The organism is Streptomyces sp. C36 (genome assembly GCF_040932295.1).
Lineage (GTDB): Bacteria > Actinomycetota > Actinomycetes > Streptomycetales > Streptomycetaceae > Streptomyces > Streptomyces triculaminicus.
The window spans coordinates 146,795-158,613 of the sequence record NZ_JBFQGI010000006.1; the positions used below are offsets into that span (position 1 = coordinate 146,795).

12 protein-coding genes are annotated in these 11,819 nt (G+C 73.1%); 6 read left to right on the forward strand and 6 right to left on the reverse strand.

Features of this window, described 5'->3' with window-relative positions:
- Nucleotides 1-235 precede the first annotated feature (235 nt).
- Complete coding sequence (locus AB4K12_RS19785; protein ID WP_368435426.1) at nucleotides 236-733, reverse strand: MarR family winged helix-turn-helix transcriptional regulator; 498 nt, start codon at nucleotides 731-733, stop codon at nucleotides 236-238.
- Nucleotides 734-844: 111 nt separating this feature from the next.
- On the opposite strand from AB4K12_RS19785, the gene AB4K12_RS19790 reads away from it, so the two are divergent.
- From AB4K12_RS19790 to AB4K12_RS19800, 3 genes are all read left to right on the forward strand, one after another.
- Nucleotides 845-1,762 (forward strand): EamA family transporter, encoded by a 918-nt coding sequence (locus tag AB4K12_RS19790; protein WP_368435427.1) that lies wholly within the window; start codon nucleotides 845-847, stop codon nucleotides 1,760-1,762.
- Nucleotides 1,763-1,767: 5 nt separating this feature from the next.
- Nucleotides 1,768-2,409: an NAD(P)-dependent oxidoreductase gene (locus AB4K12_RS19795; protein WP_368435428.1), complete on the forward strand. Its 642-nt coding sequence runs from the start codon at nucleotides 1,768-1,770 to the stop codon at nucleotides 2,407-2,409.
- A 213-nt stretch (nucleotides 2,410-2,622) separates the two neighbouring features.
- Nucleotides 2,623-4,230 (forward strand): FAD-dependent oxidoreductase, encoded by a 1,608-nt coding sequence (locus tag AB4K12_RS19800; RefSeq protein ID WP_368435429.1) that lies wholly within the window; start codon nucleotides 2,623-2,625, stop codon nucleotides 4,228-4,230.
- 72 nt (nucleotides 4,231-4,302) lie between these two features.
- Here AB4K12_RS19800 and AB4K12_RS19805 read toward each other — a convergent pair whose 3' ends face one another.
- The 3 genes from AB4K12_RS19805 to AB4K12_RS19815 all read right to left on the reverse strand — a co-directional run bounded on the left by AB4K12_RS19805 (nucleotide 4,303) and on the right by AB4K12_RS19815 (nucleotide 6,723).
- Complete coding sequence (locus AB4K12_RS19805) at nucleotides 4,303-4,974, reverse strand: transglycosylase SLT domain-containing protein (RefSeq protein ID WP_368435430.1); 672 nt, start codon at nucleotides 4,972-4,974, stop codon at nucleotides 4,303-4,305.
- A 301-nt stretch (nucleotides 4,975-5,275) separates the two neighbouring features.
- Entirely contained in the window at nucleotides 5,276-6,058 is a 783-nt protein-coding gene (locus AB4K12_RS19810; RefSeq protein WP_368435431.1) for an ABC transporter permease, read from the reverse strand.
- Nucleotides 6,059-6,063: 5 nt separating this feature from the next.
- On the reverse strand, nucleotides 6,064-6,723 hold the full coding sequence (locus tag AB4K12_RS19815) for an ABC transporter ATP-binding protein (protein WP_368435432.1): 660 nt from the start codon (nucleotides 6,721-6,723) through the stop codon (nucleotides 6,064-6,066).
- A gap of 164 nt (nucleotides 6,724-6,887) precedes the next feature.
- On the opposite strand from AB4K12_RS19815, the gene AB4K12_RS19820 reads away from it, so the two are divergent.
- Complete coding sequence (locus tag AB4K12_RS19820; RefSeq protein WP_368435433.1) at nucleotides 6,888-7,769, forward strand: alpha/beta fold hydrolase; 882 nt, start codon at nucleotides 6,888-6,890, stop codon at nucleotides 7,767-7,769.
- 52 nt (nucleotides 7,770-7,821) lie between these two features.
- On the opposite strand, the gene AB4K12_RS19825 is transcribed toward AB4K12_RS19820, so the two are convergent.
- Nucleotides 7,822-9,141 (reverse strand): aminotransferase class I/II-fold pyridoxal phosphate-dependent enzyme, encoded by a 1,320-nt coding sequence (locus AB4K12_RS19825; protein ID WP_368435434.1) that lies wholly within the window; start codon nucleotides 9,139-9,141, stop codon nucleotides 7,822-7,824.
- 146 nt (nucleotides 9,142-9,287) lie between these two features.
- Here AB4K12_RS19825 and AB4K12_RS19830 point away from each other — a divergent pair, with 146 nt between their 5' ends.
- Both AB4K12_RS19830 and AB4K12_RS19835 read left to right on the forward strand, forming a co-directional pair.
- Nucleotides 9,288-10,526, forward strand: a complete 1,239-nt coding sequence (locus tag AB4K12_RS19830; protein ID WP_368435435.1) for an MFS transporter — start codon at nucleotides 9,288-9,290, stop codon at nucleotides 10,524-10,526.
- Nucleotides 10,527-10,588: 62 nt separating this feature from the next.
- A complete protein-coding gene (locus tag AB4K12_RS19835) occupies nucleotides 10,589-11,059 on the forward strand; it encodes a VOC family protein (RefSeq protein ID WP_362260694.1) in 471 nt (156 codons plus the stop codon).
- Between the two features lie 43 nt (nucleotides 11,060-11,102).
- Here AB4K12_RS19835 and AB4K12_RS19840 read toward each other — a convergent pair whose 3' ends face one another.
- On the reverse strand, nucleotides 11,103-11,702 hold the full coding sequence (locus AB4K12_RS19840) for a DUF6328 family protein (protein WP_368435436.1): 600 nt from the start codon (nucleotides 11,700-11,702) through the stop codon (nucleotides 11,103-11,105).
- Between the last annotated feature and the right edge of the window lie 117 nt (nucleotides 11,703-11,819).

Below are 11,819 nucleotides of genomic sequence, written 5' to 3' on the forward strand. Positions count from 1 at the left end.
GCACAGCTTCGTTGTGCGGCTTCGCTGTGCAGCGAACAATGTCCGACAACCCTATGGGCTATACGGTGCGCCAACTTCCACTTGCGGTGCGCACAGCACGCGCGGCATCACCTCGGCCGTGACGCCTGCGCACGGCGGTCGTTCATCATGGCGGGTGCACGAAAGCCTGCCGGGCCGCCGGACGTCGTCCCGGCGACCCGGCAGGCGCACCGTCTCCGTCGAGGCCGAGAGGCCGTCAGTCGCGCTTGTCCCCGAGGGACTCCAGGAGATCCCGGAGCACCCCGGCGAGATCGTCGCACCCCTCGGGGCCGACGGCGGCCAGGAGCCGGCTCTGGGTGGCGATGTGGTCGGGCAGCACCCGGTCGATGAGCGAACGGCCCTCGTCGGTCAGGGAGACCACCACGCTGCGGCCGTCCGACGCGCTGGGCACGCGCGTCACGAGCCCGCGCCCCTCGAGGCGGTCGAGGCGCTGGGTGATGGCCCCCGACGTGACCATGGACTCCCGCATCAGCTCGGCGGGGGTCAGCCGGTGGGGCGCGTCGCTGCGGCGCAGGGTGGCGAGGACGTCGAACGACGCGGCGTCGAGGTCGTGCGCGGCGAAGGTACGGCGCAGCTCGGTATTGATCAGGAGGGAGAGCCGCTTGAGCCGCCCGATGACCGCCATCGACGATACGTCCAGGTCGGGACGCTGCCGGGCCCACTGCTCCAGTACATGGTCGACGTGATCTGCCACCTCGTCATCGTAGCCAATGCCTTAACCGATGCCTTAGTGATGTCTTAGCGGTGAGGTACATCACGGCGCACTCGAGGCCGGATTCGCTTAGCGGTGAGATACATTCGCTTAGTGCTAAGCAATCGACTCAAGGTCGTCTCCGCGACCGCGCTGGCCCCCGCCGTCTGGGGCAGCACCTACCTCGTCACCACCGAATTCCTGCCGCCGGGCCGCCCGCTGCTGGCCGCGACGGTCCGGGCGCTGCCGGCCGGTCTGGTGCTGATCGCCCTCACCCGCCGGCTGCCGCAGGGCGACTGGTGGTGGCGGGCCCTGGTGCTCGGCGCCCTCAACATCGGCGGATTCTTCGCCCTGTTGTTCGTCGCCGCGTACCGGCTGCCCGGCGGCGTCGCGGCCACCATCGGTGCCATTCAGCCGTTGCTGGCGGCCGGCCTGGCGGCCGTCCTGCTCGGCGAGCGGCTGACCGCGCGCACGGCCACGGCCGGCGTCGCCGGCGTGGCCGGCATCGCCCTGCTCGTCCTGCGGGCGGACGCCCACCTGGACGTGACGGGAGTGGCGGCCGCGGCCGGCGGCGCCGTCGTCATGGCGGCCGGAGTCGTGCTCAGCAAGCGGTGGACGTCGCCCGCGCCCCTGCTGGCGACCACGGGCTGGCAGCTCACCGCGGGCGGTCTGATGCTGCTCCCCGTCGCACTCCTCGTCGAGGGCCGGCCGCCCGTCCCGACCGGCGCCAACCTGGCGGGCTACGGCTACCTCGCCGTCATCGGCACCGCCGTGGCCTACGCCCTGTGGTTCCGGGGGATACGGGCCCTGCCGCCGACCAAGGTGGCCTTCCTCGGCCTGCTCAGCCCGATGGTCGCCACCGCGCTCGGCTGGCTGTGGCTCGGCCAGGACCTCAGCGCACCGCAGCTCGTGGGCGGCCTCGTCGTCCTCGCCGCGCTCGTCGCCGCGCAGACCGCCGCACCGGCGACCGCCCGGCGGTCCGACGCCCGCCCCCTTGCTTCTCCCTCTCCCTCCCCCTCTGCAAGGAGCTGACCATCATGCGCATCACCGTCTTCGGAGCCAACGGAAACGTGGGCAGCCGGGTCGTGGCCGAGGCCCTGTCCCGCGGCCACGAGGTCACCGCCGTCGTCCGCGACCCCGCCCGCACCGGCGCCCTTCCCCCCACCGTGACGGTCCGTACGGGCGACGCCCGCGACGCCGACGTCGTGGCGGAGCTCAGCGCCGGGCAGGACCTCGTGATCAGCGCCACCCGGCCGGCGCCCGGCAGCGAGGGCGAACTCGCCGACGCCACCCGCGCGTTGCTCGCCGGGCTCGCCCGGACCGGCGTCCGCCTGCTGCTCGTCGGCGGCGCCGGCAGCCTGACCGTACCGGGAGGCGCCGGCCGCACCGTGGTCGACGACCCCGCGTTCGTCCCCCCGTCCTGGCGGCCCATCGCCCTGGCCTGCGGCGAGCAGCTCGCCGTCTGCCGCGACGAGACGGTCGTCGACTGGGCCTACGTGAGCCCGCCCGCCCTGCTGGAGCCGGGCCGGCGCACCGGCGGCTACCGCCTGGGCACCGACGAGCTGCTCGTCGACGACCGGGGCGTCTCGGGGATCTCCATGGAGGACCTCGCCGTGGCCCTCCTCGACGAGGCCGAAGGCCCCCGCCACCACCGCACGCGGTTCACCGTCGGGTACTAGGGGCTGACCCATCGGACACTCCCTAGGCACACGTCTTGGGGGGCCAGGGGCGCCGGGACGCAACCTCCGCCGGGAGGGTGCCGGTACCCCGAAGGGTGTAGGGGCCACATGGTCATCGCGGACGATGCCCGTCCGCGCTCCGGACCCCGATCATGCGAAAGGGGCGAGATCGTCCCCGGCAATCGGAGTCAACGGGAGTGCACCATGGCGGACATGACGCGTCGCGGCGTTCTGGCGGGCGCGGCGGTATGGGGCGGTACGGCCGCCGGATTAGTGGCCCAGGGCGTCGCGGCGCCGGCGGCGTCCGCGGCGCCCGGGGCCGCGACGGCCCCGCCGGCGGACGCGGTCACCGTCGCTCCCGGCGACTCGCGCTACCCCTCCCTCACCCACCGCGGCTGCAACGCCCGCTTCGTCGGCCGGCCCGACTACGTCCGCGTGGTGAGCACCACCGGGCAGGTCGTCGACGCGGTGCGGCAGGCGGTGCGGGAAGGACGGCGCATCGCCGTGCGCAGCGGCGGGCACTGCTTCGAGAACTTCGTCGACGACCCGGCCGTCCGCGTGGTCATCGACCTCTCCCCCATGTCGGCCGTGTACTACGACGCACGGCGCGAGGCGTTCGCGGTCGAGCCCGGCGCGCTCCTCGGCGAGGTGTACCGCAAGCTCTTCCTGGGCTGGGGCGTGGCCATCCCGGCGGGCGCCACCGCCGAGGTCGGGGTCGGCGGGCACGTCCTGGGCGGCGGGTACGGCGCGCTGTCACGCCGGTACGGGCTGTCGGTCGACCATCTCCACGCGGTCGAGGTCGTGGTGGTGGACAAGGCGGGGAACGTCAGGAGCGTGGTGGCCACCCGCGACCCCGCGGACCCGAACCACGATCTGTGGTGGGCGCACACCGGCGGCGGGGGCGGCAACTTCGGCGTGGTGACCCGCTACTGGTTCCGTGATCCGGCGGCCGAGGGCGGCGACCCCGCGCGGCTGCTGCCGAGGGCCCCGGAGGCGGTGACGAGCTTCTACGCCTCCTGGTCCTGGAAGGACCTGGACCGGCTCGCGTTCACCCGCCTGGTGCGCAACCACGGGGAGTGGCACGAGCGGAACAGCGCGCCCGGCTCGCCCTACGCGGGGCTGTTCAGCGTGCTGATGCTCAACACCCGCAAGACCGGCACCGTCACCCTGGCGGGGCTTCTGGACTCCACCGGACGCGGCGCGGAACGCCTGCTCGACGACTACGTGGCGGCGGTCGGCCGGGAGGTCGACGCGAAGCCGGCCCGGGGCCAGGAGAGCGTGCCGTGGCTGCGGGCCGCGGGCGCGGTGCAGGAGACCGCACCCGCCCGCTTCAAGGCGAAGGCCGCCTACCTGCGCAAACGCTTCACCGACCGCCAGGCCGGGGCCGCCTGGGAGCGGCTGTCGGGCACGGCGGGCGCGGACCTCGACGGGTCGCTGTGGCTGGTCTCGTACGGCGGCCAGGTCAACACCGTCGCGTCCGACGCGACGGCCGTCGCCCAGCGGGACGCGATCCTCAAGGCGATCTACATGTCGAGCTGGGAGGCCGGGCAGGACGACGGCCCGCCGCTGGCGTGGGTGCGGGACTTCTACCGGACCGTGTACGCGGACAGCGGCGGTGTGCCCGCGCCGGGCGGGGCGAACGACGGTTCCTTCGTCAACTACCCGGACACCGACCTGGCCGACCCCGCCCTGAACGCCTCCGGCGTCCCCTGGCACACGCTCTACTACAAGGACAACTACCCCCGGCTGCAGCGGATCAAGGCCCGGTGGGATCCGCGCGACGAGTTCCGCCACGCGCTGTCCGTCCGGCCGCCGCGATAACCGAAAGGGCGGCGGCATCCCGGTGGTCCGGGGTGCCGCCGCCCTCTGCGTCAGGTGCCGCGCCGCGTACGGTCAGTACGCGGAGTTGACGTTGTCCATCGAGCCGTACTTGTCGGCCGCGTAGTTGCAGGACGCGGTGATGTTGGCGACCGGGTCATAGATGTCCCAGGACGTGCCCTCGACGTGATACGCCTTGAACGTCGGGTCGATGATCTGCAGCAGACCCTTCGACGGCACACCGTTCACCGCATTGATGTCCCAGTCGTTGATCGCACGGGGATTACCGGTGGACTCACGCATGATGTTGCGCTTGATGCCCTCGTACGAGGCCGGAATGCCCTTGGAGCGCAGGACGTCCAGGGACTCGCTGATCCAGCCGTCCAGGTTGTCCGCGTAGGCCTTCTTCGCCGGGGCCGGCTTGGCGGCGGGCTTGATGGGCTTGCGCTCGGTCGAACGGCTCGCGCGGTCCTCGTCGGCCTTCGCCTTCACCGCGGCACCGGCCTTGGCCTTGGCCTGCGCGGCGGCGGCGTCCGCGGCCTTGGCCAGCTCGGCGTCGTGCGTCTCACCGAAGGACTGGGCGTTCTGCGCCACCGGCTTCACGGCGGCCGACTGGGCGTCGGCGGCCGAGGCCTGCGGGACCAGGGCGAAGGTCAGAGCGGCGGCACCGGCCACGGTCACCAGACCGGCGGCGGAGAACTTATGAGCCTTGGACAGAGCGGAATAACCGGAGACGGTGGAGCGCATAACGAGCTGAACCCTTCCAATCGCTTACGTCGCAATGGCCGTCGATGGCGCAAAAAGAGCGCCGTTTCTCGGTCGACGGCGCCGTGCGACTCGGCAATTGTTAGCGGCGCGAAAACCGCCTGGCAAAGGTGTGACCTACTATGCGCGATCGGAAAGGCGGGGATCCGGGAAGCCGGGAAATCCCGGTTTCCCGGCTCAAGGCGGATCACTAATCGCTTTCGTAAGTGATCTGGCCCCTATGGGCGGCCTCACACGCGGGCCCCCCGGGCCGCACCGTGCGCGAGGGTACGCGCACGGTGCGTCAGTGCTCTCGGGTCCGCCCCCGGGGGCGGTGGTCACGGGTGCGCAGGTGGAAGGCCGCGGTACCCAGCAGCCACATCGCGGCGAACCAGGCGGGCCCCAGGAGCAGCTGCCGGTACGGGACGGCGTGGGTGAAGCCCGCGGCCACGCTCACCTGCGTCGGCCCGTACTCCGGCAGCAGATGCACTCCGTCCTTGCTCGCCTCCGGATTGCTGATGGGGTTCTGCAGCATGGTGTCGAGAAGACTGATCATGATGATGAGGAACATGCCCTCCAGCTCGTTGCGCAGGAACGAGCCGAGGAGGATGCCGATCCCGCCGTAGGCGACGGCCGCCGTGAACAGCCCGGCCGTCAGCAGGCCGGGTCGGACGGGGGCCCAGTAGCAGTGGACGACGGCGGTGGCGTAGGCGGCGATCAGGGCCGCCGCGAGCGTCATGGCGGCGACCTTGGCGACGAGCAGATGGACGCGGGGGTAGCCGGCGAAGGCCAGCCGGCGGTCGAAGGCCAGGGACTTGAAGGTGGTCATGAACATCATGAAGCCGACGATGAGGGTGACCGTGTTGACCGCCCCGGAGATCATCGTGAGGTGGTTGCCGTCGACGGTGACGGTCCGTCCGGTCGCGCGGAGCATGAAGCTCGCGGGCTTGCGGGCGACGAACCAGCTCTCGAGGCTGAGCCAGAGCGGAATGTAGAACAGGATCAGGACGAGGGCGAAGCGGTTGCGGGCGTGCTCGAGCAGGGCGAAGCCCACCGCCGTGCCGAGCCGCCGCCACGTCCCGTTCACCCCGTTCACCGGCCGTCGTCGTCCGCGGCGGGGGCCGACGTCCGGCCGTCGGGCTCCCACGGCTCGGCGACTCCCTCGCGCAGCTGGTGGAGCACGTCCAGCCGTTCGGCGTCCCAGGCGAGGTGGGAGACGACGAGCACGCAGCGCCCGCTGTCGCGGAGCCGACCGGCGAGGCTCCAGAACCGCAGGTACGTCTCCCAGTCGAAGCCCTGGTAGGGCTCGTCGAGCAACAGCACGCTCGGGTCGTGCATGAGTGCCAGGGTCAGGTTCAGTTTCTGCCGGGTTCCGCCGCTGAGGTCGTCGACGCGGGTGTGGCGGTACTCGGCGAAGTGGAGCTCCTCGATGAGCTCCTCGGCGCGGCCGGTGCTCGGCAGTCCGTAGGCGGCCTGGAAGTACCGCACGTGCTGGTCGACGGTCAGGAAGTCGTTGAGCACGGTCTCCTGGGGGCAGTAGCCGAGCGATCCCCTGATGTCGACCTCGCCGGATCCGGCCGCGGTCTGGCCGCAGAGAATGCGCAGCAGGGTGGTCTTGCCGGCGCCGTTCTCCCCCACCATGCCGGCGAGGGTGCCCGGCCGGAGATCCAGCGAGACGCCGCGCAGCACCTGGCGGGATCCGTACGCCTTGCGTACGTCGCGCACGCGCAGGGCGTACGGCTTCACCGGCATCGCCTCGCCCCTCCTCGTTCGCGCGCCTTCTCCATCGGCGGCCCGCCCGGCCCAACGAGGAGGAACGGGATTCGTTGCGCCGGGGGGACCGGCCACTCCTTGACCGCGAGACGAGACGTCTCGTATGATCATGTCCATCTTCGTCGGCCCCAAGGAGGAAACCCATGGAACACTTCATCGACGCGGCACCCGGCATCCGTCTCTGGGCGGAGGAGCGCGGCGCCTCCGACGCCCCGCCGCTGCTGCTGATCATGGGAGCGCAGGCCTCCGGCATGGGCTGGCCGGACGAGCTGGTCGACGCGCTCGCCGTCCACCACCGGGTGATCCGCTACGACCACCGCGACACGGGCCGCTCCACCTGGCCCTTCGAGCGGCAGCCCTACGCCGTCGCCGACCTCGCGCGGGACGCCGTCGCCGTCCTGGACGGCCTGGGCATCGAACGCGCCCACATCGCCGGGCTGTCACTGGGCGGCCTGCTGGCGCAGCTGCTGATCGCCGACCATCCCGGCCGGCTGCTCAGCGCCACGCTGATGGGTACGTGCGCCCTCAGCACCGCCCCCTACACCCGCCCGGACGGCACCCGGGTCCCGGCCACGGAGCTGCCCGGCATCGCGCCCGAGGTGCTGGAGATGTGGGCCCGGCCCGTCGAGGACCGTGGAGTCGAGGCCGAGCTGGACCGGCGCGTCGAACACTGGCGGGTGCTGAGCGGCGGCCGCATCCCGTTCGACGCGGAGTACTTCCGCGCGCTCGAGCGGCGGATCGTCGAACACACCGGGCACCACACCGTCGGCACCGCGCACGCCCGCGCCGACGACTCGGGGCTGCTGCGCACCGAGGAGCTGGCCGCGAACCGCGTGCCCACCCTCGTCGTCTCCGCCCCCGCCGAGCCGGTCTTCCCGCCGCCGCACCCGCAGCACCTCGCCCAGGCGGTCCGCGGGGCGCGCGTCGTGGAGATCCCGGGCATGGGCCACGCCCTGCCGCGCGAGGTGCTCGCCCCGCTGACCGCCGCGATCGTCGGTCACACCACCGGGCGGCTCGCGGCCTGAGCCCGCCCGGCGGCCGCTTCCCTCAAGGAGGCCGCCGGAGGCCCGGGCGGCCTCATCCCCCGTACGTGGCCTGCGACTCGCCCAGGACGGCCGCGAAGTCCCGGGCCAGGCGCGCCCCGTCGGACGTCGGCAGCGCGGCGGTGGTGATCCGCACTCCCGGTGCGGAGCCGATCCGGAAGCGGGCCCCGGCGGCGACCCACCACCCGTGCGAGCGCAGCCCGTTGACGACGGCCGACTCGTCCCGCACCGGCACCCACACATTCATGCCGGCGGCGCCGTGGGCCGCGATGCCGTGCCGCCCGAGTTCGTCGATCAGGGTCCGGCGCCGCCGTGCGTACGCCTCCCGCGCCCGCCCGACGAGCGCGCTCGTCGCGGCGTCCCCCATCAGGCCGAGCACGGTCTCCTGGAGCAGATGGCTCACCCAGCCGGAGGTGAGCAGCAGCCGCCCGTCGTGCCGGGCCAGCGTGGTCGCGTCGCACGCCGCGGCGGCCCACCGCAGGTCCGTTCCCAGGAACTTCGTGACGGTCCGTACGTGCGCCCAGCGCGACAGGCCGGCCCCGGTCACCGAGTGGAGGGGCGCTCCGGCGATCTCGGTGGCGAAGTCGTTCTCGATCACGAGCACGTCGGGGGCCTCGCGCAGCACGTCGGCGAGCGCGTCGCGGCGTGCGGCCGAGAAGCACCCGCCGTACGGGTTCTGGGCGCGGGGGACGCACACGACGGCCCGTACGCCCTCCCGGAGCGCGGCGCGCAGCGCCTCGGGGCGCATGCCCTCGTCGTCGACCGTGACCGCGACCGTGCGCAGGCCGAGGGCCGTGACGAGGTCGAGGAGGTGGTGGTAGCCGGGATCCTCCACGGCCACGGCGTCGCCCGGCCGGAGCTCGACGGACAGCAGCCGTCCGATCATGTCCAGCGCTCCATGGGCGAACGTGACGTGCCCGGCCGGAACGCCGTCGGCCGCCAGCCACTCGCGGACCGTCTCCTCCAGGCGCGGCAGCCGTGGCACCGAGCGGTGCGAGCGGCTGCCGGGCGAGAGGCGTACGGGCGGCACCAGCTCGGGCAGGAGGGCGGGGTCGGGGTGTCCTCCGGCCAGGTCGCGCAGTCCTTCGGGCACCTTCGGCGGGCGTCGCGACGCCAGGCCGGGGCCTTCCGCGACGACCGTGCCGCCGCGGCCGCGGGTGACCACGATGCCGCGCTGCCGGAGTTCCTTGTAGGCGGTCGCGACGGTGCCGGGGCTGACGCCGAGGTCGTCCGCGAGCCGGCGCACTGGTGGGAGGGCGGCGCCGGGCTCCAGGGCGCCTTCGGTGACGGCGCGTTCGACCGAGGCGGAAATGGCCTTGGCCGTACCGCCGGTGATCCCATATCGTATTGCCACGTAACTGATTATGTATCAATACATAGCCGACGGCAAGCGTTTCGGACGCCGGACGTCGGACGAGGGACCGGGGGGAAATCGTGAGCCCGACGCAGCGGTGGGCCGCACTGACAGCACGCATACCGGGAGGCCGGGACGGGCGGCGCATGCTCGCGGTCGCACTGGTCGACCGCGCCGGCAACGGCCTGTGGGCCGCGACCTCGGTGCTGTACTTCACCTTCGTCACCGGGCTGAGCGTCGCCCAGGTGGGCACGCTGGCGGCCGTCGCCGGGGTCGCCGGCATCGCGGGGGCGCCGGTCGGCGGCAGGCTGGCGGACCGCTTTCCGCTCACCCGGGTGCTCGCCGCGTGCCAGGTGCTGCGCGCGGCGTCCGCCCTCGGGCTGCTGCTGACCACCGACTTCGCGCCGCTGCTGGTGCTCTCGGCGCTCGCCGGGTTCGGCGACAGGGCGGCGAGCGTGCTCACCAAGCTGTACGGCACCCGCGTCGCGGGCGCCGAGCGCGTGCGCTACCAGGCGGTCAACCGCACGGTCGCCAACGCCGGCTGGGCCCTCGGCGGCCTCGGCGCGGCCGCCGCCCTCGCCGCCGGCACCACCACCGTCTACCGCGTCCTGCTCGTCGGCGACGCCCTCTCCTTCGTCGCGGCCGCGGCGATCACCCTGAGCTGCGCGGAGGCCGCCGCGCCGGCCCGCGTCGTCGCCGCCGGCGGCCGGGCCGCCCCCGGCGTGCGCGCCACCAACCCCTGGCGCGACCGGACCTACCTGGCGTACGTGGCCACCGACACGGTGCTCTTCCTCGACGACGCGATCTTCAAGGTCGGGCTGTCCCTGTGGGCCGTCCACGCCACCGACGCCCCGCACGGCCTCGTACCCCTGCTGATGGTCCTCAACAACGTGATGGTCGTGGGCCTCCAGGTCCCCCTGGCCCGGTTCGGCGCCACGACGAGCGCGGCCCGCCGCCTCCTGCTGCCGCTCTCCCTCACCTTCCTGGCCTCCGGCGTCGCCATGGCGGCCTCCGCCGTGCACGGGGCCGTGCCCGCGAGCATCGCCCTGACCGCGGCGGCCGTCGGCTTCACCCTCGCCGAGATGCTGCACGCCACCGTCTCGTGGGAGTTGTCGGTCGCCCTCGCCCCCGAGGAGTCCCAGGGCTCCTACCTCGGCGTCCACGGCCTGGCCCAGGCGAGCCAGCGCGCGATCGGACCTCTGGCCGTCACCGCCGCCATCGCCGCCGGCCCCCTCGGCTGGACCGCCTTCGGCACCGTCATCGCCGCCGCCTGTCTGGCCCAGCACCGCCTCGTGCGCCCCGGGCCGCCCGAGCCGTCCGGGCCGTCGCCGTCCGCCCCGTCCCCGGCCGAGCCGGCGGCCGGCGGCACGAACCCGGTCGGGTGACCTTGGGGGGCGCGGGCCCGCCGCTGGCCGGGCCGCCGGGCACCGTCCGGTATGACACCGTCATGCAGAAGATCACGCCCTTCCTGTGGTTCGACGACCAGGCCGAGGAGGCGGTGCGGCACTACATGTCCGTCTTCGACGACTCCCGGATCGTGGAGACGCAGCGCTACGGCGAGGCCGGGCCGGGGAAGGCCGGAACGGTCATGACCATCGCCTTCGAGCTCGCCGGGCAGCAGTTCATCGCCCTCAACGGCGGTCCGCACTTCACCTTCAACGAGGCCGTCTCCCTGTCGGTCGACTGCGCCACGCAGGAGGAGGTCGACACGCTCTGGGCCAGGCTCGGCGAGGGCGGCGAGGAGGGCCAGTGCGGCTGGCTGAAGGACCGCTACGGCCTGTGGTGGCAGATCAACCCGCGCAGGCTGACCGAGCTGCTGGGCGATCCCGACCCGGTGAGGGCGGGCCGGGTCATGCAGGCCATGCTCCAGATGAAGAAGATCGACATTCAGGCGCTGGTGGACGCCTACGAACAGTGAACCCACCGGCCGACGGGCCGCGCACCACGGCCGGCGCGGCGGCCTATTTCGGCCGGCCCCCGTCGGCGTAGCGGTGCCGGGCCCACGCCGGCAGCCCGAACCAGCACAGCAGGAACCACGTGGTCAGCCCCGCGACGAGCCAGGGCACCGCGGAGGAGTGCAGGGCGATGCGCAGGACGAGCAGCAGCGCCGAGACGATCGTGGCCAGCAGCAGCACGACACCCACGAGCGTCAGCCGGGAGGCCCAGATGACGGTCTGGGGTTTGAGGCGGTGCCCGGTGACGAGCCGGTGGAAGGAGACGGGCCCGATGAGGGCGCCCATGGTGGCCGCGCCGAGCACGACGGTGACGATGTAGATGGCGCGGTCCGTGGCCGTGAGGGCGGTGAACTTCGGCGAGAAGACGACGGTCAGCAGGAAGCCGAAGAGGATCTGGACGCCGGTCTGGGCGACGCGGACCTCCTGGAGCAGCTCGTTCCAGCGGCGGTCGGCGCGTTCCTCCTGCGTCTCGTGACGCCCGGTCCCCGCCCGGTCACCCGCCGGTGTGCCCAGGGCGTCCGCCGCGCCCAGGGCGTCCGCCGCGCCCCGGCCCCGCCGCGCGCCGGGGCCGTCCGGGGTGCCGTCGTGTGCTCGGTTGCGCGGCATGCTCGTCCGTCCCTTCGTCCCGCCCACGCTGCCGTCACCGGGCGCCCTCCGCATCCGGAGAGGACCACAGGGTGGCGCGTACCGTTCGCGCCGCGGAAGAGGGCGGGGTAGACATAG

Bases quoted from the DNA above. Each gene is read 5' to 3' on its own strand.
- AB4K12_RS19795 (WP_368435428.1), top strand. From the start codon at position 1,768: ATGCGCATCACCGTCTTCGGAGCCAACGGAAACGTGGGCAGCCGGGTC.
- AB4K12_RS19800 (WP_368435429.1), top strand. From the start codon at position 2,623: ATGACGCGTCGCGGCGTTCTGGCGGGCGCGGCGGTATGGGGCGGTACG.
- AB4K12_RS19805 (WP_368435430.1), bottom strand. From the start codon at position 4,974: ATGCGCTCCACCGTCTCCGGTTATTCCGCTCTGTCCAAGGCTCATAAG.
- AB4K12_RS19815 (WP_368435432.1), bottom strand. From the start codon at position 6,723: ATGCCGGTGAAGCCGTACGCCCTGCGCGTGCGCGACGTACGCAAGGCG.
- AB4K12_RS19820 (WP_368435433.1), top strand. From the start codon at position 6,888: ATGGAACACTTCATCGACGCGGCACCCGGCATCCGTCTCTGGGCGGAG.
- AB4K12_RS19830 (WP_368435435.1), top strand. From the start codon at position 9,288: ATGCTCGCGGTCGCACTGGTCGACCGCGCCGGCAACGGCCTGTGGGCC.
- AB4K12_RS19835 (WP_362260694.1), top strand. From the start codon at position 10,589: ATGCAGAAGATCACGCCCTTCCTGTGGTTCGACGACCAGGCCGAGGAG.
- AB4K12_RS19840 (WP_368435436.1), bottom strand. From the start codon at position 11,702: ATGCCGCGCAACCGAGCACACGACGGCACCCCGGACGGCCCCGGCGCG.